Below are 17143 nucleotides of genomic sequence, written 5' to 3'. Positions count from 1 at the left end.
GCCAGATGCTCAAGGAGTTCTGGTTCTATTTCTCCGAGAACAAGGGCGCCGTCATGGGGCTCTATGTCTTCATCGCGATCATCCTGATCGCGATCTTCGCGCCCGTTCTCGCGCCCTATGATGCGACGGCGCAGAACCGCAGTGCTCTTCTGGTGCCGCCGGTCTGGGCCGACAACGGAAGCTGGGCCTATATCCTCGGCACCGATGCGGTGGGCCGAGACATGCTTTCGCGGCTCATCTACGGCGCGCGCTATTCCCTGACGATCGGCCTTGTCGTCGTCACCCTGGCGGTGACCGTCGGCATCTCTGTCGGCCTCGTTGCCGGTTATGTCCGAGGCTGGGTCGACATCGTCATCATGCGGCTGATGGACATCATCCTTGCCTTCCCATCGCTGCTTCTCGCGCTTGTTCTCGTCGCCGTACTCGGGCCGGGGCTCCTCAACGCGATGATCGCCATCGCGTTGGTGCTTCAACCGCATTTCGTCCGTCTGACCCGCGCTTCGGTGATGGCCGAAAAGCAGCGGGAATACGTGACCGCTGCCAAGGTCGTCGGCGCCAGCCCGCTGCGCCTGATGGTGGTGACCATCCTGCCGAATTGCCTCGGCCCGCTGATCGTCCAGGCGACGCTCTCCTTTTCCTCCGCGATCCTCGATGCGGCGGCCCTCGGCTTTCTTGGCCTCGGCGCCCAGCCGCCGACGCCCGAATGGGGCACAATGCTGGCCGATGCGCAGGAATTCGTGCTGCGCGCCTGGTGGGTGGTGACCTTTCCCGGCCTTGCAATCCTCGTCACGGTGCTTGCCATCAATCTCGTCGGCGACGGCCTCCGCGACGCGCTCGACCCAAAGATGAAGCGGAGTTGATAGTCATGTCTCTCCTCACGATCCGCAATCTCACAGTCACTTTCGATACGGCGTCCGGACCGTTCAAAGCGGTCGATGGTTTCGATCTCGCCGTGGACAAAGGCGAGATCCTCGGCATCGTCGGCGAATCCGGGTCCGGCAAATCGGTCGCGATGCTGGCGCTGATGGGGCTCCTGCCGCCGAGCGCGACCGTGACAGCCGACGAGCTCTCCTTCGAAAACCATGATCTTCGAAAGATGAGCGGGCGCGAGCGGCGCAAGCTGATCGGTGCGGAGATGTCGATGATCTTCCAGGAGCCGATGAGTTCCCTCAATCCGTGCTTCACCGTCGGCTTTCAGATCAAGGAAACGCTGCGCATCCATCTCGGCTTAGATCGCAAGGCGCGGCAAAAGCGGGCGATCGAACTGCTCGAATCGGTCGGCTTGCCGGAACCGGAACGCAGGCTCTCGGCCTTCCCACACCAGCTATCCGGCGGCATGAGCCAGCGCGTGATGATCGCGATGGCGACAGCCTGCCAGCCGAAACTCCTCATCGCCGACGAGCCTACGACGGCGCTGGACGTCACCATCCAGGCTCAGATCCTCGATCTGCTCGTCGATCTCCAGAAAGACCACGGCATGGCGATGGTGCTGATCACCCATGATATGGGCGTCGTCGCCGAAACCGCTCATCGCGTCGTCGTGCAATATGCCGGCCAGCAGGTGGAACGCCAGCCGGTCGAGACCCTCTTCGACGAACCGCATCATCCCTATACTGCAGCGCTCCTGTCGGCCATTCCGGAGAGGGCGACCGGAGACCGTCTGCCGACGATCCCCGGCGTCGTGCCGGGGCAGGGGGATCGTCCTAACGGCTGCCTCTTCAATCCGCGCTGTTCACGCGCGGATGACAAGTGCCGCAACGTCGAGCCGCCGCATCAGAGCAAGGCGCTGGGACAAGCGCTCTGCCACTATCCTCTGAACACCGAGGAGAAAGCGGCATGAGCGCGATCGTCTCCGCCGACGGCGTCAGCCAGGTTTACGAGGTCAAGCGCGGGCTCTTCGCGAAAGCGGCCGGCCTGAAAGCTGTTAAGGACGCTAGCTTTACGGTCGAGGAGGGCGAGACCCTCGCAATCGTTGGCGAGTCCGGCTGTGGGAAGTCGACGCTTGCCCGCATCCTGACCATGATCGAGGAGCCGACCGAGGGCCATCTCACGATTGACGGCATCAATGTTTCGGCCGGCCGTTCAAGCGATGTCAAACGCCTGCGCTCTACGGTTCAGATCGTCTTCCAGAACCCCTATGGCGCGCTCAACCCGCGCCAGAAGGTTGGCGCCATCATCGAGGAGCCGCTCAAGATCAACACCAAGCTTTCGCGGGCGGAGCGGCGCGAGAAGGCGGAGGATATGCTGGCACAGGTAGGCCTCCGTCCGGAGCACTACGACCGCTATCCGCATATGTTCTCCGGGGGTCAGCGCCAACGCATCGCGATCGCACGGGCGCTGATCCTCGACCCGAAGATCCTCGTCCTCGACGAGCCGGTCTCGGCGCTCGACGTCTCGATCCAGGCCTCGGTTCTCAACCTCTTGGCCGATCTGCAGGACCGGCTGAAGCTCACCTACATCTTCATCAGCCACGATCTTTCGGTGGTGAAGCATGTGGCGGACCGGGTGCTAGTCATGTATCTCGGCCGCCCGGTCGAGATCGCGCCAAAAGCCGCGCTCTATTCGGAGCCGAAGCACCCCTATACGAAGGCGCTTCTCTCGGCGACGCCGGCGACGAACCCTGACGATCGCGGCGAGCGCATCCGTCTAACCGGCGAACTGCCGTCGCCTTTCGATCCGCCGCCCGGCTGCTCCTTCAATCCGCGCTGCCCGCACGCCAATGAGCGCTGCCGGACAGAGCGCCCGGTGCTTACTGAGCATGGCCCGACGCGGGTCGCATGTTTCGCCGTGGACGAAGGTCGCATCTGACCCCAAGCTCCGTGCCTGCGGCATTTGCGCGCTTGCCGATCTTCCCGGTGACCCTCTTTTGATACCGAACCGATGTTCGGAACCGAAGGGCCATCCATGCAAGTCACAAGACCGCTCCACAACCGCATCGCGCTCGCCTTCGATTTCGACGAAACGCTGGCGGAGTCGTCGATCGAGGTTCTCGTGAAGGCGATGGGCCTGGATGCCGACGACTGGTATGGCAACTATCGGGACCCGCTCGACGACGACACCTGGGACACGATCAACGCCCGCGCCTATGCGCTGATCAAGGCCGGGCGCGAGCGCGGCAAGCCGCTGACACGCGATGTGTTGCGGCAAGCGGCCGCGCAAATCGAACTCTACGACGAGGTCACCTCGATGCCCGAGCGTATCCGGGCGGCGGCTCGGGAGGTTGCACCCGGCGTGGAGGTCGATTTCACGGTCATCTCGTCGGGTTATGTCGACATCATCGAACACACGGCCATCAAGGGCTGCTTCGAACGCATCTGGGGTTCGTCGCTTCATTTCGATGAAAACGGCGAGGCGGTCTTCATCAAGCGGGCGCTCACCCATCCGGAAAAGGCGCGATACATGGAAGCCCTGTCCAAGGGCTTCAGCATCCATGGTTCGAACGCACCGGAGTCGACGACGAAGGCAGTCTCGGACGAGGACAAGGCCGTCCCTCCCAACCAGATGATCTTCGTCGGCGACGGCGCTTCCGATCTTCAGGCCTTTCAGTATGTGGAAGCCAATGGCGGCATCGCGATCGCCGTGCGGCAAAATGGCGGCTTCGCAGGCGCGAAATCCATGCATGCCCGCCAGCGCCCGACCAATCTCGCACCCGCGAGCTATGCGGAAGGCGGGGAGATGATGCAGTCGCTGACCTATGCGGTGCAGTCGATCGCCTCGCGCATTGCGCTTTCGAGGCTCGGCCAGAAAGACGGCGAGTAGCCGTTTTCCTTTTGAGCCCTGCCAGTGCGGGTAGGTTTTTTGTCGTCGTTCGGGTGTGGGCCGGAATTTCGCGTCTGCCCTATATCCGGAGGCAATGGCGCTGGGATCAGGTGTGGGAGAGTACACGCCGCGGATCGCGCAGATTCGTCCAGCATCGTGTTGAACCGAATGGGAGGAGCCTCATCATGAATGCACCAGTTTTTCCGGAACTGAAGATTCCCGATACGATCGCGGCCGGTCCCGGGCCGGGCAACACGGCGCAGCGCGTTCTTGATGCCTATCACGACCAGGGCGTCGCCGATCACATGAACCCGGACGTGCTGCGGGGCATGATCGAGTCGAAGAAGATGCTCCGCGAAATCTGGGGTACGAACAACGTTCACACCTTCGCCTGCGCCGGTACGGGCTGGTCCGCGCTCGACATGATGTTCAGCGTCGTTCATCCAGGCGAAAAGATCGTACTCTTCGTCAACGGCACATTCTCCGGGATTGACGAGCTTTCAGTGCGCATGAAGGGCGCGACCGCCGAGGAACTCGCGGCGAACTCGCTCGATCCGAAGGCGGCTTCGGTCATCACGATCAAGGTTCCGCACGGCGAGTCCGTGACCGGCGAGATCGTCGACAAGGCGCTCGGCGAGCACAAGCCGAAATGGGCGGCAATGGCCCATTGGGAAACCGGATCCGGCCGCGTCAATGATATCAAAGGGTTCAGTGATGCCTGCGAAAAGCACGGCGTCATGGGCCTCGTCGATGCCGTATCCTCCCTCGGTATCGCCGAGTTCAGGGCCGACGACTATCCCGGCATTCATGGTTGGGCTTCGTGCCCGCAAAAAGGCGTCATGGCCCTGCCGCTGACCTATGCGCCGGTCACCTTCTCGGACAAATATATCGAGGAGCTGAAGAAAGTCGGTGGCCGATGCTTCGTGCATCACCCGATCATGGAAGCGCGCCATTGGGCAATCATCGACGGGCAAGACGTCGAAAAAGGCAGCTATCACCGCACTCATTCTCCCTATGCAGTCGCGAGCTTCCACGAAGCGCTCCGTATGGTTCTGGAAGACGGCATGCTGCAGCGCGCGGAGAAGTATCGGAGGGCGGAAAAGGCGCTTAACGCTGCTCTTACCAAAATGGGCTGCAACGTTACGTCCAACATGACGAGCCTTCTCGTCCTCGATCTGCCGGATCAGCTGAAGGGCCAGGAGAAGGATTTCGTCAACAAGTGCCGCGCTGAGAACTTCTGCATCTGGCCGACGCTCTCGGAACCGACCCAGATCCGCGTCGGTATCCTGAACCTTCTTTCGGAAGCCCAGTTGACCGAGATCGTCAGCCGCTTTGGCGACATGCTGAACCGCTTCGACTGCAAGACGGACGTCGATGCAGCCGTTGCCGAACTGAAGAGCACTCTCAACGGATAAGCGGTCCGCTCAGTCAAACCAAACCGAGGCCGGTGCCTTTCGAAGGCGCCGGCCTTTTGCGTTTCTGTGCCAGCCGTCGCTATCCGACGATCGCGTGCGGAATGAAACGTGACAGGTTGCGGGTGATGCGGCTCCGGTCCTCGCGCATGCCAAGGCCGCAGCAGGTGTCGCCGACAATCCAGGTGCCGAGAACGGCATAATTGCCATCCTTCTCGAACAGCCGTGTCATCTCCTGGACGATAAAGCCTCCCTCGCCATAGCTGCCGTCCGAGACTTCCGTCTCTACGCCCGCTTCGATGAAGGTAATGTTTTCGCCTTCGCGCGAATGGAGCGGTTTCTTGACGGCGTTCTTCATCTCTGCCGCGCGCGGATCATCGGAGAAATAAGCCGGCAGCAGATTGGGATGGCCGGGGAACCGCTCCCAGAGGAGTGGCAGCAGGCCCTTGTTGGAGAGAATCGCCTTCCAGGGCGGCTCGACGAACTGCGTCTGCGAGTGCGGCAGATGCTCGGCGAAGGGCTCGCGCAGCATGTCTTCCCAAGGATAAAGCTTGAAGCAGAGCTCGATCGTCCGGTCCTGCATGTCCGTGTAGCGGCCCTGCTCGTCGACGCCGATTTCGCGCATGTCGAGAAGTTCGGTGCGATGGCCAGCCTGGATGGCGCAGTCCATCAGATAGGCAGCGGTGCCGCGATCCTCGTCGCTTTCGGTATAGGCGGCGAAGTGGAATATCGGTTCGTTCGAGAATTTCCGGAAAGCCTCGATCAGCGTTTCCTGAATGGCGTTGAACTGGTCGGCGTCCTCAGGCAGCACGCCCCGTTCAACATTGTCGGTCAGCCAGTTGTACTGGAAATAGGCCGACTCGAATATCGAGGTCGGTGTGTCCGCATTGTATTCAAGAAGCTTGGCGGGGCCCGTCCCGTCATAGGCGAGATCGAACCGGCCGTAGAGATGGCGCTCCCGATCCTCGAAGGAGCGGCGGACGAGGTCCTGCATCGGCTCGGGGATCGCGAGCTTCGTCATCATTGCCGTATCGCGGATGACGTCGGCGGCGACCTCCATGCACATCTGATGGAGTTCCGCGCTCGGATCTTCGATCGCTTCCTCGATCTCCGCCAGCGTGAAGACGTAGGCAGCATCGTCGAGCCAATAGGGCTCGCCGTACATCTCGTGAAAGCCGAAGCCCACGGCTTCGGCTTTTTCGCGCCAGTTCTCGCGTTCCGGCAGACTGATCCGCTGCACTTGCGGTCAGCTTCCGAAGAAGCCGCGCGAGGACGAACGTCCGCCGAAGCCAGAGCGCGAGACGGTGCGCGTGTTGACGTTGACCGGACGCGACACTCGCTGGCCGCCCTGAACCGAACTTGTCACCGTCTGTCCGCCGCGCGTGCGGTAGATCGGCGGCGAATATGTGTAGGACGGCGAAGCGCGATAATTCCGGTAGGCAGCGTAGCTCGCCAGATTTCCGATGGCCGAGGATACGAGATAGCCCGTCATGAACGGAATGAAGAACGAGCCCGTGCCGTCGCTGGTCTGCTGGCCCGTGACGTTGCTTGACGACAGACACCGCCCTTCACCGTATTCCGCTTCGCACGCGGCCTGACCATCGAAGCGGGGTGCGTTCTGCAGATGCGCCTGCAGGGCCTGCTGGTATTCGGCCTCACAGATCTGAAGGTCTACGCCCGATTGGGCGCATTCCGTCGGTGTCGAGTACAAGGCTTCGCTGGGCGGGTCCTCACCGCATCCTGAGAGAACCATGCCGGTGGCGGCGATTGTGCCGAGGGTGAGGAGAGGGGGGCGAGCCCCGATCTTCCGCTGTCTCATCGCTCTATCCTCCTCAGTAGGTCATGCAGGCTGCGTTGAGCAGGCCGATCGCGAGCGAGTTTCCGGCACTCCAGACACCTGCCGCGATTTCGCCCTTTGTGATCCGCTCATGCAGCTTCGTCATGGTCATGGAGGCGATGAAAAAGGCGAGGATTTGAACGAGAACGCCGATGATCGCCCAGATGATAAAATCGACGATCGCAATCGAATTCTCGGCCGCCGAAGAGAGAACGATTCCGAAGCCGATGATCGCGCCGAGGTAAGCGACCACCGCGGCCATGTTGCCTTCGCGGATCAGCGTCACTTCCTTGTGCGGCGTGAGCGCGGTGTAGATCGCGGCAAAGAGACCGTAGAGCACGAGTCCCAGAATGAAATACGCCAGAAAACTCGGCAGCCCCGAAACGTAACCGAACATCGTCTCTCCAGTCTCTTTTCCTGATTGCGGCTTTGTCTGCCGCCGTAAGTGTGCCTAGACGCGTCTCACATCGGCGGCGCCGAGGCCATAGCCGAGAAGAAATTCGATAGAACCGCCTTGGCGGGACGCGCCTGCCGATAACTCGCGCTCGACATTGATCAGGAGCATTTCCTGAGTTCGACCAAGTGGTCGGGCATAGAGCATGCATGTCTGGTGAATCGCCCGCTTGCGATGTCCGTCATCGATATCCTCGACGAACTCCACCAGATCGGCCCGCTCCTCGCCCGCTCCCCAGAAACGCTCGAAGAGAACGCCGTCGGCATCGTAGCGGCTTTCGCCCACCATGCCGCGCGGTCCGATCCAGCGGTCCCATTCGCTCTGCCCGGCAGGCACGACGCTGTCCCAGGGATGGTAGATGCTGATGTCGTCGATCGTATCGCCGTAGCGCCCGCTGGCGGACAGCACCTGAAGCAGGCGATCATCGTCGTCGTAATAGCGAGATAGGACGGTGTTGGCGTCGAGCTTCGCCTCGCCGTAGGCGACACAGACGAAGGTGCCGCCTTCGGGGAGCGCCATGCCGGGCTGGCCGGTCGAGGCATCGGCTTCGAGCGACAGAAGATCGAGTTCGAGCGCGCCACCGATCGGGATGCCCAAAGGACCGAGTTCATCCGGAAGATCGGCGTCCGAGTCCTTCTTGCCGAATATTGAAAATATCACCGGCCGGCTCCTTCCATTGCAGCCCAGTCGATCGCGCCGGCATCGAGGCGATGATCGCTGATGTAGTAGATTGTGTCGCCAGACGAGATCGCGGTTTCAGCCGGGCAGTTGAGATCCACCTTGCCGTTCCGCCCTATACCGACGAGCGTGGCGCTCGAACTGCGGCGCAGGCCGATCAGCGCATCGCCGTAACGAATCGGAGCAGGACCTTTCGGCATCTCCATGGAAAATGCCGTGTCGGCCGTGCTTGCCGAAAGTAGCAGTTTCGCGACCTGAGAGGAGCCGGGATCGCGCGCTGCGCGCACCAGAAGCTCTGGCGATAGCGAGGTGATCGTCTCGATTCGCGCGGTCTGCCGCGCGGCGATGTCTGCCGTTCGCTGGAATTCGAAATGCGCGACGACATGAATGTGGTCGTTGAGCGTGGCCGCGACCAAAGCCGCAGCCAGCGTCTCGTCGTCGTTTTCTCCGCGCACCACGACACCGCGCGCTCCCGCCAAGCCGGCGCGTTCCAGCGCATCGGGGTCGGCGAGACGCTCGCTGCGAACGAAATCGATCTCGCCGGACATCGGATTTTCCGTCAGGCTGCGCGAGACGAGAACGGGATAGGCCTCGTCCTTGGTTCGTTCGCCGGAGAGCATGGTGAGGAGCTGCTGGGTGGAGCCGTCCTGCCAGCCGAGAACGATCATGTGGCCGCTTCTGGAGCTGAAATCGCCTGCGCCCTGCATTCTTTTCCTCCAAAAGCCGCTGATCTCCGAGAGCAGCTTGCCGAGAACGGCGGTGAAGATCGCGATCGCGCCGGGAATGACGAAGACGGTCGCGATCAGTCGTCCCGACGTCTCCACCGGTGACAGATCACCATAGCCGACCGTCGTGGCGGTGACACCGTAATAGTAGATGTAGGTCGCGGCGTCACCGGTCAGTCCCTCCTCTCCGACGAGCGCGAGCAGGATGTAGGACAGGAAGAGGTGAGCGACGAACAGGAAGACGACCGCGCCCCATGTCAGCTCGGCGATCGCGATATAGGCGCGGCGCGCAAACTTCAGGAACAGTGGCATCTCGCATCCTTCGTTCCGCCACCCCATCTAGGCGGGGCCGCGATGGCTGTCCTAGGGAGAGCTCCGATTGAACAAGCCCTCGCGGCTGATGTAAAACCGGTCTCGAAACCGATTGCAAGAAAGGCCGTCCTGACGTGGAACCCTGGAATCTCGCGAGCCTCACCGAGCTCTTCGCCTCTGACCCGGACGAGTTGGGCGATGTCGACGTCTCCGTCGTCGAAGGAACCGACGTGCTTCGCGTCACGCTCAAGGAGAAAGGCGATCTCGACATCCTTGTCACTGCGAGCGGCGACCAGGTTTTGGCGAGCGTCGCGCTCGTGAAAGCCAGTGATCTGCCGCGCCGCGAGGAGTTCGACCGGATGATCCTGTCGACCCACAAGCTCGTGCCGCTGTCGACCTTCGGCATCGTCTCGTTCGATGGGGAGGAGTGGTACGAACTGTTCGGCTCCCTCTCTGCGATGTCGAGCGAACATGCGATGATCGAGGAAGTTGCGGTGCTCGCGGAAAATGCGGTCGATGCGGCCAATATGATCGAAGAATGGAAGAACGGGGACTTCGGCCAATGAGCGTCTGGGGCAAACTATTCACCGCTGTGCGCGGCGGAGCCAACGAAGCGGCCGAGTCGGTTGCGGACAAGCAGGCGTTGCGAATCCTCGATCAGGAGATTCGCGACGCCGAGAACTCGCTCCGCAAAGCACGTTCAGACCTTGCCGGCATCATGGCGTCCAACAAGCGGCTCTCGCGGAAGATTGAAGAGGCTCGCGAGAAGGAACAGCGCGATACCGAAAGCGCACGGGCCGCGCTTCAGGCCGGTCGGGAAGACCTCGCCCGAGGTCTTGCGGACCGCATCTCCGGTTTGCGCCAGGAAATCCATCGCGACGAGGGTGAACTGGAGCGCATGCAGGCGAGCCAGAGCCAGATGATGCGGGCGATTCAGGATACCGAACACCGGCTGCAGCAGATGCGCCGCGAGGTGGAGAACGTGAAGGCCAACGAGTCGCTGATCAAGGCGCAGTCGGCTATCGCGCATTCGCAATCGGGCGTTAATTCCAAGCTCGGCAATGCGATGGATTCGCTGGAGCGCATTCGCAAACGCCAGGACGAGACGCGCGGGCGGATCGAGGCGGGAGAGGAACTGGCTGCTCTCGAATCAGGCACCGATCTCGACCGCCAGCTTGCGGAAGCCGGCATCGGCGGCAAAAGCTCGTCTTCGGCCGATGACGTGCTGGCCCAGATCATGGGTGAGTCGAGACCGACACCCGCGATCGGTCAGTCCAGCGATCCGCTCGGCATCGAACGCAAGGACGGTTGAGACTTGGGTTCGGCTCCTCGGGAGCCGGACAATCAGCTCAGCTCACGCTGGCCAGTTCGGCCTTTTCATGCACGCGCCATGCATCCGGATTGAAATCCGGTAAGGCATCAAAGGCTGATTTGAGTGCATCCGACCATCCGGCGGAGACCGTCTTGTAATAGGGGTCTTCGCCGGTGATGCGCGTTCGCAGTCCCGCTTCGTAACTGTCCCGCTCGTAGAACTGCAGATCCAGCGGCAGCCCAACGGAGAGATTCGAGCGAAGCGTCGAATCGAAAGACACCATCAGAAGCTTGGCGCATTCCGCCATGGACATCCGTCGATCGTAAGTCCTGATAATGATCGGCCGGCCGTATTTGTGCTCGCCGATCTGGAAGAAGGGATTGTCTTCGCCGGCTTCGACGAAATTTCCTTCGGCATAGATGTTGAAGAGACGCGGCGGCGTACCCTTGATCTGGCCCCCGAAAATGAAAGAGCCGGAGAACATCGGATCGGGCGATTGAGCCTGGGGACCCGACGAGCCACTGATCACTTCGCGCAGGGTTTCGCCAACGAGTTTTGCCGTCTGAAACATCGTCGGCTGCGAGAGGATTGCCGGCTGCCGCTCGGAAGGCGCTACCGTCCGCTCATCAAGCAATGAGACTGCCGCCTGAGTCGTCGCCAGATTGCCGGCAGACAAAAGACAGAGGAAGCGCTCGCCCGGCACCTCCCAGGTCTTCATCTTCACGACGGTCGATATGTTGTCGATGCCCGCATTGGTTCGGGTATCGGACATGAAGACGAGACCTGCATCCACAAGCAGGCCGACGCAATATGTCATGGCAGGTCTCCGCGAAGGGCGCATTCACGACCGATTTTAGAATGGCTTAGAACGAGCCACCCGGACGCCGCAATTGCACCATCATCACGTAGACAGATTTATTATTGCCGGCACAGCCTCAAGTCAGCTTGCGCTTCTCAAGCGCTCTGGCTCTGAGACTGCGACTGGTTTGCCGCGTCCATATCCGGATAGAACCGATAGTTCTCTGCGATCAGGCCCGATACGGCGTTGTTATCGATGATGAAATTCTCGAGGAATTCGTGCAGCCCGCTCGCCAGAACTTCGCGGACGGTGAGGTTCGACAGGCGCTCGTAGATTTCGTTGACCCGGGCCGCGCTCTGGTTCGGCGTTTCCGCGCCGCGATCGAGATAGGACATCGAATCGCGCATCATGCCATAGCAATGGCTCAAGGAGCGCGGCATGCGCCGGTTCAGCATCAGGAAGTCGATGATGTTCGTCGCGGTTTGGTTCGCGTCGTATTCCCAAATGTAGGAGCGGTGCGCGGATACCGATCTGAGAATCGACGACCACTGGAAATTATCGAGAGACGAGCCGATCGAGGAGTGCTCTGGCAGGAGCACCCAGTATTTCACGTCGAGAATACGAGCGGTGTTGTCGGCCCGCTCCAGAAACGCACCGAGCTGACAGAAATCGAAGACCTCGTTGCGCAGCATGGTACCGTAAAAAGCACCGCGGATCAGCGCGCATCGGGTTTTTACCAGATCTAGCGTCTTCGGCAGCGTGCGATGATTGATCGGTCCTGCGAGCGCCGTCTTGATGGTGAGATAAGTGTCGTTCGTCGCTTCCCAGAGCTCTCGAGTCAGCGCGGTACGGACCATGCGACCATTCATTCGGGCCGTGTCGATCGATGAGCGGATCGAGGACGGATTGTCCTGATCGCGGATCATGAAATCGATGATCTTGGCCTCGTCGAGGGCGCCGTGCTTTGCCTTGTAGTGGTCCTCGACACCGGCTGAGACTAGGACCGACTCCCACTCGTCTCGCTCCTCGACGGACAGGTTGGTCAGTGAGATCCTGAGACCGGCGTCCACGAGACGGGCCATGTTCTCCGCCCGCTCGATATACCGGAACATCCAGAAAAGCCCGTTTGCCGTCCGTCCGAGAAGTGCCATCGTTCGTCCTTTCGTGTCGCGCGGCGATTGGAAATCCGTGTCCGGTCGCCGTCTGTCGTCCTGCCGTTTGGAATGAAGTCGCCGCTAGTCGCGTAGCACCCAAGTATCCTTGGTGCCGCCGCCTTGGCTCGAATTCACGACCAGCGACCCCTCCTTCAGCGCAACGCGCGTCAGCCCGCCAGGAATGATCCGGATCTTGTCGGAGACCAGGACGAACGGTCGAAGGTCGACGTGACGCGGCGCGAGTTGTCCATTCGACAGGATTGGTACGGTCGAAAGTGCGAGTGTCGGCTGAGCTATGTAATTCTGTGGGTCTTCCCTCAGCTTCGCAGCGAAAGCTTCGCATTCCGCCTTTGTGGACGTCGGTCCAACCAGCATTCCATAGCCGCCCGAGCCGTGGACCTCTTTCACGACGAGATCGGAAAGGTTGTCGAGGACGTATTTGAGGCTGTCCTCTTCGGCGCAGCGCCACGTAGGCACGTTTTCCAGCATGGCCGGCTTGCCGGTGAAGAACTCCACGATCTCCGGCATGTAGGAGTAGATCGCCTTGTCGTCGGAAATGCCGGTGCCTGGGGCGTTGGCGATCGTGACTGCACCGCGCTTGTAGGCGTCCATGATACCGGGAATGCCGAGCATGGAATCGGGGTTGAAAGCCTTCGGATCGAGGAAAGCATCGTCGATGCGCCGGTAGATGACGTCGATCGGCACATAGCCTTCGGTGGTGCGCATCTGGATGCGACCGTCGATCTCGGCGACATCGGAGCCCTCGATCAGTTCGACGCCCATCTGATCGGCGAGGAACGAGTGCTCGAAATAGGCTGAATTGAAGATGCCCGGCGTCAGGACAGCGACGCGTGGCTTGCCTTCGCACATGGGCGGCGCGACGGCTTCGAGCGAGCGTCGCAGATGATGAGGGTAGGTCTCGACGGGCCGAACGCGGTTCTGGGCGAACAGCTCCGGGAACATCTGCATCATCGTCTCGCGGTTCTCGATCATGTACGAGACGCCGGAAGGCGTGCGTGCATTGTCTTCGAGAACATAGAACTGGTCTTCGCCTGTGCGCACGATGTCCGTGCCGATGATGTGGGTGTAGACTTTGCCCGGTGGCGTGAAGCCGACCATCTGCGGCAGGAAGGCGTCGTTGTTTTCGAGAAGCCGCGCCGGAAGAATGCCGGCTTTCACGACCTCCTGGTCGTGATAGATGTCATGCAGAAAGAGGTTCAGCGCATCGACGCGCTGCTCGATGCCTTCGGCGAGCTTGTCCCATTCGTTCTTCGCCATGATGCGCGGCACCATGTCGAACGGTATGAGCCGCTCGGCGGCTTCTTGCTGACCGTAGACGTTGAAGGTGATGCCCGTGCGTCGGAAGAAGGTTTCTGCTTCGGTGGATTTTGCTGCCAGTTCGCGGGCGTCCTGATCCTTGAACCAGCCATGGAAGCTTTCATAGGGCTGCCGGACTTCGTCTTGGCTCAGTAGCATCTCGTCGAATGGTGGCACGGCCGGCTCCCTCAGTGATTAATTTCACCTCACTATAGAAAGCGCGTTTCCGTACGAACAAGCCCGGACGACGATGGTTTTTTAAGCAAGGCCCTCTGAACGTTGGACCTGCGAGCCAAGAATTTTTTACTTCGAATGGTAGTCTGAACCGTCAAATTCGAGAATGTTGGACGTTAAATTCGCGGTCTTGAACGCGAGAAATCCGTGGTTGAGACAGTCGACCCCCGTGCCATTTGGCGCAATAAGCCTTATTTGGCGGGTTCGTAACCGATGCCATCCGCTGGAGCTTATCCGTTGCTGCAAGCGACTTCCCGGATCGACCCCGCCGATTATCGCGCCGCCATGCGCCGTTTCGCGGCGGGCGTCTGCCTCGTCACCACTGACGGAGAGGCCGGACAACGCGGCCTGACCGTGACCGCAACCTGTTCTGTCTCGTCCGATCCGCCGACACTGCTCGTCTGTCTCAACACCGCAAGCCCGCTCAACCAGCGATTCGAGGCGAACGGCTGCTTTGCGCTCAGTGTGCTGAGTGCTGAAGATCAAAATCTCGCGCGGGCGTTTGCTGGCGAAGGCGGTCTCGAACCTGAAGAAAGATTTGCGCTGGGGGATTGGGCGACGCTCGAAACCGGAGCACCAATCCTGAGAAGCGCCGCGACGGCCTTTGACTGCCGCTTGACCGATACCAAGGTCGTCGCCACTCACCGCATCATCATCGGTGAGGTTGTCGGAATAGCAGCGGAGGCAGGAACGTCTTCTTTGGTCTACCTCGACCGCACATGGCATTCGCTCTAGCCTCCCGGCTCTGAGGAACAATCCAAGCGAAAGACAGGCACTCCAACGTGACGAAACCGCTTCCGGACACGATCGACGCGACCGCGAAAATGCTGGAAAGCGAAGGTTACGTGGCCGATCGCTCTCTCGCGACGGTCCTGTTTCTGGCGCTCACAATGAAGCGGCCGATCTTCCTTGAAGGGGAGGCTGGTGTCGGCAAGACCGAGATCGCAAAGGTGCTGGCGCAAGGGCTCGACCGACCGCTGATCCGCCTCCAATGCTATGAGGGGCTCGATGTTTCGTCCGCTCTCTACGAGTGGAACTACGCTGCCCAGATGATCGAGATCCGTCTCCGAGAGTCATCCGGCGACACATCGCGCGATGCGGCTCGATCGGAAATATTCTCCGATGATTTCCTTATCCGTCGGCCGATCCTGAAGGCGATGGAAGGCGAGCCGGGTCGGGCGCCCGTCCTTCTCATCGACGAACTGGATCGTACGGACGAGGCCTTCGAGGCTTTCCTGCTCGAAGTGCTCGCCGACAACCAGGTTACAATTCCCGAGCTCGGCACGATCCGCGCGCCGGAACCGCCGATCGTAGTCATCACCACCAACAGGACTCGCGAAATTCACGACGCCCTGAAGCGTCGCTGCCTTTATCACTGGGTCGACTATCCCGATGCCGATCGCGAACTTGAGATCGTCCGCCGAAAGGCGCCGAACGCCAACGAGGACCTAGCGAAAGAACTCGTCGCCTTTGTCCAACGGTTGCGGGACACGGACCTCTTCAAGGCACCGGGCGTTGCTGAAACCATCGACTGGGCCAACGCGCTGACCGAGCTCAACGCCGTCGCCCTCGATCCGCGCTATGTCTCGGATACTCTGGGCGTACTGCTCAAATACCAGGATGATATTCAGCGGCTTCAGCAGGGTGAGAGCACGCGCATCCTCGACGAGGTCAAACGCGATCTCTAGAAACAGTCCTGAACCGATGGTGACAGACGGTCTCGATCTCGGCGAGCAACAGGTTCTAAAAGCAGATCCGGACGGGCGGCTTGCCGACAACATCACCTATTTCGCACGCGCTCTCAGACGCGCGGGGCTCAAGCTCGGACCTTCCGCGACTTTGGATGCCATTGAGGCCGTGAAGGCCTCGGGCTTTGGCTCGCGCGAGGATTTCTACTGGACTCTTCACGCAACCCTCGTCACCCGGCATGAAGACACGGCCGTCTTCGACGAAGCCTTTCGGCTTTTCTGGCGCTCGCGGGAATTGATCGAGAAGATGATCGCGATGTTCTCGCCGAAGGCGCCGCCGCGCGAGTCCGAAAAGCAAAAGCCGAAGGCGGGCTCTCAGCGCGCTTCGGATTCGCTCTTTGAAGGGCAGGAGGAGCGTGTCATTAAGCAGGAAAAGCCGGAGATCGAAATCGATGCATCGATGACGATGTCGGGCAACGAGGTTCTGCGGAGCATGGACTTCGCCCAAATGTCGGCGGCAGAACTTGCCGCAGCCCAACGCGCGATCGCCAATTTGCGGCTTCCCCGCGATCACGTCGAGACGCGCCGGTTCAAGGTCGATCCACGTGGCCGCAAGATCGATGCCCGCGCGACCATGCGTGGCGCTATGCGCACCGGCGGCGATCTGATCCTGCCACGCTTTCGATCGCGACGGGTTGTCCAACCGCCTCTGATCGTACTGGCCGATATCTCAGGTTCGATGAGCCAGTACAGCCGCATCTTTCTGCACTTCCTCCACGCGATCATGGAAAAGCGCCGCCATGTGCATGCGTTTCTGTTCGGCACGCGCCTCACAAACGTCACGCGTCAGCTTCGCCGCAAGGACCCGGATCAGGCCTTTGCAGAATGCGCGGACAGTGTGAAGGACTGGTCCGGCGGCACCCGCATCGCCGAGGCGCTGCATCGCTTTAATCGCGACTGGTCCCGCCGGGTGCTGGGCCATGGCGCGATCGTTCTTCTCATCACCGACGGGCTCGAACGCGATAGCGCGATGAGCCTCGATGCGGAGATGGAACGACTGCATCTCTCCTGCGACCGGCTGATCTGGCTCAACCCGTTGCTGCGTTTCGAGGGCTTTTCGGCGAAGGCGAGGGGGGTGCGCACGATGCTCGACCATGTCGACGAATTCCGGGCCGTTCATTCGCTCGATGCCATGGCCGAGCTTTGCGCGGTGCTCTCCGCCGACAACCGTCAGGCCAACGACCCGAAGGCTTGGCTTCGAGCGGCTTGAGCGTTGCCGTGAGAGGCCACGAAGATGCTTCGTTGGAAGCGCTCGACGATTGGACCATTTCAATCGGCCGATCGCGGACTTAAGTCTAGCCTCAGGCGTAAGAAAACGGGATCGCTTCCGGCTTCCCCAATAACGATTCGAGGTGGTGAAATGAGCACCGCGACACAACAAGCCGGCGCATCCGATGCCGTC

General features: G+C 60.8%; 18 protein-coding genes. 10 read left to right on the top strand and 8 right to left on the bottom strand.

Features of this window, described 5'->3' with window-relative positions; genetic code table 11:
• Positions 1-5: 5 nt before the first annotated feature.
• From ABRA89_RS07090 to ABRA89_RS07070, 5 genes are all read left to right on the top strand, one after another.
• Entirely contained in the window at positions 6-860 is an 855-nt protein-coding gene (locus tag ABRA89_RS07090; RefSeq protein ID WP_349940914.1) for an ABC transporter permease subunit, read from the top strand.
• 5 nt (positions 861-865) lie between these two features.
• The gene (locus tag ABRA89_RS07085) at positions 866-1840 is read left to right on the top strand and encodes an ABC transporter ATP-binding protein (RefSeq protein ID WP_349940750.1); all 975 of its coding nucleotides are present in this window, start codon (positions 866-868) and stop codon (positions 1838-1840) included.
• Positions 1837-2808 carry a dipeptide ABC transporter ATP-binding protein gene (locus ABRA89_RS07080; protein WP_349940749.1) on the top strand — a complete coding sequence of 324 codons (972 nt, stop codon included), beginning with the start codon at positions 1837-1839 and terminating at the stop codon, positions 2806-2808. The genes ABRA89_RS07085 and ABRA89_RS07080 overlap by 4 nt, the downstream gene beginning before the upstream one ends.
• 96 nt (positions 2809-2904) lie before the next feature.
• Entirely contained in the window at positions 2905-3759 is an 855-nt protein-coding gene (locus tag ABRA89_RS07075; RefSeq protein WP_349940748.1) for an HAD family hydrolase, read from the top strand.
• A gap of 185 nt (positions 3760-3944) precedes the next feature.
• Complete coding sequence (locus ABRA89_RS07070; protein ID WP_349940747.1) at positions 3945-5174, top strand: PLP-dependent aminotransferase family protein; 1230 nt, start codon at positions 3945-3947, stop codon at positions 5172-5174.
• A gap of 79 nt (positions 5175-5253) precedes the next feature.
• Here the strand turns inward: ABRA89_RS07070 and ABRA89_RS07065 are convergent, their stop codons facing one another.
• Genes ABRA89_RS07065 through ABRA89_RS07045 form a run of 5 tightly spaced genes read right to left on the bottom strand, consistent with a single transcriptional unit; the run spans position 5254 to position 9177 of the window.
• The gene (locus ABRA89_RS07065; protein WP_349940746.1) at positions 5254-6411 is read right to left on the bottom strand and encodes a glutathionylspermidine synthase family protein; all 1158 of its coding nucleotides are present in this window, start codon (positions 6409-6411) and stop codon (positions 5254-5256) included.
• Positions 6412-6417: 6 nt separating this feature from the next.
• Complete coding sequence (locus ABRA89_RS07060; protein ID WP_349940745.1) at positions 6418-6990, bottom strand: DUF1190 domain-containing protein; 573 nt, start codon at positions 6988-6990, stop codon at positions 6418-6420.
• 13 nt (positions 6991-7003) lie between these two features.
• Positions 7004-7405 (bottom strand): DUF350 domain-containing protein, encoded by a 402-nt coding sequence (locus tag ABRA89_RS07055; RefSeq protein ID WP_349940744.1) that lies wholly within the window; start codon positions 7403-7405, stop codon positions 7004-7006.
• A 54-nt stretch (positions 7406-7459) separates the two neighbouring features.
• The gene (locus tag ABRA89_RS07050) at positions 7460-8122 is read right to left on the bottom strand and encodes a DUF2491 family protein (protein WP_463671262.1); all 663 of its coding nucleotides are present in this window, start codon (positions 8120-8122) and stop codon (positions 7460-7462) included.
• Positions 8119-9177 (bottom strand): potassium channel family protein, encoded by a 1059-nt coding sequence (locus tag ABRA89_RS07045; protein ID WP_349940743.1) that lies wholly within the window; start codon positions 9175-9177, stop codon positions 8119-8121. Before ABRA89_RS07045 ends, ABRA89_RS07050 begins: the two co-directional genes overlap by 4 nt.
• Positions 9178-9311: 134 nt before the next feature.
• On the opposite strand from ABRA89_RS07045, the gene ABRA89_RS07040 reads away from it, so the two are divergent.
• Positions 9312-9743 carry a DUF2170 family protein gene (locus ABRA89_RS07040; RefSeq protein WP_349940742.1) on the top strand — a complete coding sequence of 144 codons (432 nt, stop codon included), beginning with the start codon at positions 9312-9314 and terminating at the stop codon, positions 9741-9743.
• The gene (locus ABRA89_RS07035) at positions 9740-10489 is read left to right on the top strand and encodes a PspA/IM30 family protein (protein WP_349940741.1); all 750 of its coding nucleotides are present in this window, start codon (positions 9740-9742) and stop codon (positions 10487-10489) included. The genes ABRA89_RS07040 and ABRA89_RS07035 overlap by 4 nt, the downstream gene beginning before the upstream one ends.
• A gap of 37 nt (positions 10490-10526) precedes the next feature.
• On the opposite strand, the gene ABRA89_RS07030 is transcribed toward ABRA89_RS07035, so the two are convergent.
• The 3 genes from ABRA89_RS07030 to ABRA89_RS07020 all read right to left on the bottom strand — a co-directional run bounded on the left by ABRA89_RS07030 (position 10527) and on the right by ABRA89_RS07020 (position 13918).
• Positions 10527-11306, bottom strand: a complete 780-nt coding sequence (locus ABRA89_RS07030; RefSeq protein WP_349940740.1) for a proteasome-type protease — start codon at positions 11304-11306, stop codon at positions 10527-10529.
• A 137-nt stretch (positions 11307-11443) separates the two neighbouring features.
• Positions 11444-12439, bottom strand: coding sequence for an alpha-E domain-containing protein (locus ABRA89_RS07025; protein WP_349940739.1), 996 nt, complete (start codon positions 12437-12439; stop codon positions 11444-11446).
• 84 nt (positions 12440-12523) lie between these two features.
• Positions 12524-13918: a circularly permuted type 2 ATP-grasp protein gene (locus tag ABRA89_RS07020; RefSeq protein WP_349940912.1), complete on the bottom strand. Its 1395-nt coding sequence runs from the start codon at positions 13916-13918 to the stop codon at positions 12524-12526.
• Between the two features lie 312 nt (positions 13919-14230).
• Between ABRA89_RS07020 and ABRA89_RS07015 the strand changes: the two genes are divergently transcribed.
• The 3 genes from ABRA89_RS07015 to ABRA89_RS07005 all read left to right on the top strand — a co-directional run bounded on the left by ABRA89_RS07015 (position 14231) and on the right by ABRA89_RS07005 (position 16951).
• Positions 14231-14728 carry a flavin reductase family protein gene (locus ABRA89_RS07015; RefSeq protein WP_349940738.1) on the top strand — a complete coding sequence of 166 codons (498 nt, stop codon included), beginning with the start codon at positions 14231-14233 and terminating at the stop codon, positions 14726-14728.
• Positions 14729-14817: 89 nt separating this feature from the next.
• Positions 14818-15681 carry an AAA family ATPase gene (locus ABRA89_RS07010; RefSeq protein ID WP_349940911.1) on the top strand — a complete coding sequence of 288 codons (864 nt, stop codon included), beginning with the start codon at positions 14818-14820 and terminating at the stop codon, positions 15679-15681.
• Positions 15682-15697: 16 nt separating this feature from the next.
• Positions 15698-16951 (top strand): vWA domain-containing protein, encoded by a 1254-nt coding sequence (locus tag ABRA89_RS07005; RefSeq protein WP_349940737.1) that lies wholly within the window; start codon positions 15698-15700, stop codon positions 16949-16951.
• The last annotated feature ends 192 nt before the right edge of the window (positions 16952-17143 follow it).

Source organism: Fulvimarina thalattae (assembly GCF_040239565.1).
In the GTDB taxonomy this organism is placed as follows: domain Bacteria; phylum Pseudomonadota; class Alphaproteobacteria; order Rhizobiales; family Rhizobiaceae; genus Fulvimarina.
This window is presented reverse-complemented; position numbering and strand designations above follow the sequence as displayed.

Excerpts from the sequence above, each read along its gene's own strand:
- ABRA89_RS07090 (WP_349940914.1), top strand. The coding sequence starts at position 6 with ATGCTCAAGGAGTTCTGGTTCTATTTCTCCGAGAACAAGGGCGCCGTC.
- ABRA89_RS07085 (WP_349940750.1), top strand. The coding sequence starts at position 866 with ATGTCTCTCCTCACGATCCGCAATCTCACAGTCACTTTCGATACGGCG.
- ABRA89_RS07080 (WP_349940749.1), top strand. The coding sequence starts at position 1,837 with ATGAGCGCGATCGTCTCCGCCGACGGCGTCAGCCAGGTTTACGAGGTC.
- ABRA89_RS07075 (WP_349940748.1), top strand. The coding sequence starts at position 2,905 with ATGCAAGTCACAAGACCGCTCCACAACCGCATCGCGCTCGCCTTCGAT.
- ABRA89_RS07070 (WP_349940747.1), top strand. The coding sequence starts at position 3,945 with ATGAATGCACCAGTTTTTCCGGAACTGAAGATTCCCGATACGATCGCG.
- ABRA89_RS07060 (WP_349940745.1), bottom strand. The coding sequence starts at position 6,990 with ATGAGACAGCGGAAGATCGGGGCTCGCCCCCCTCTCCTCACCCTCGGC.
- ABRA89_RS07055 (WP_349940744.1), bottom strand. The coding sequence starts at position 7,405 with ATGTTCGGTTACGTTTCGGGGCTGCCGAGTTTTCTGGCGTATTTCATT.
- ABRA89_RS07045 (WP_349940743.1), bottom strand. The coding sequence starts at position 9,177 with ATGCCACTGTTCCTGAAGTTTGCGCGCCGCGCCTATATCGCGATCGCC.
- ABRA89_RS07035 (WP_349940741.1), top strand. The coding sequence starts at position 9,740 with ATGAGCGTCTGGGGCAAACTATTCACCGCTGTGCGCGGCGGAGCCAAC.
- ABRA89_RS07030 (WP_349940740.1), bottom strand. The coding sequence starts at position 11,306 with ATGACATATTGCGTCGGCCTGCTTGTGGATGCAGGTCTCGTCTTCATG.
- ABRA89_RS07025 (WP_349940739.1), bottom strand. The coding sequence starts at position 12,439 with ATGGCACTTCTCGGACGGACGGCAAACGGGCTTTTCTGGATGTTCCGG.
- ABRA89_RS07020 (WP_349940912.1), bottom strand. The coding sequence starts at position 13,918 with ATGCTACTGAGCCAAGACGAAGTCCGGCAGCCCTATGAAAGCTTCCAT.
- ABRA89_RS07010 (WP_349940911.1), top strand. The coding sequence starts at position 14,818 with ATGCTGGAAAGCGAAGGTTACGTGGCCGATCGCTCTCTCGCGACGGTC.
- ABRA89_RS07005 (WP_349940737.1), top strand. The coding sequence starts at position 15,698 with ATGGTGACAGACGGTCTCGATCTCGGCGAGCAACAGGTTCTAAAAGCA.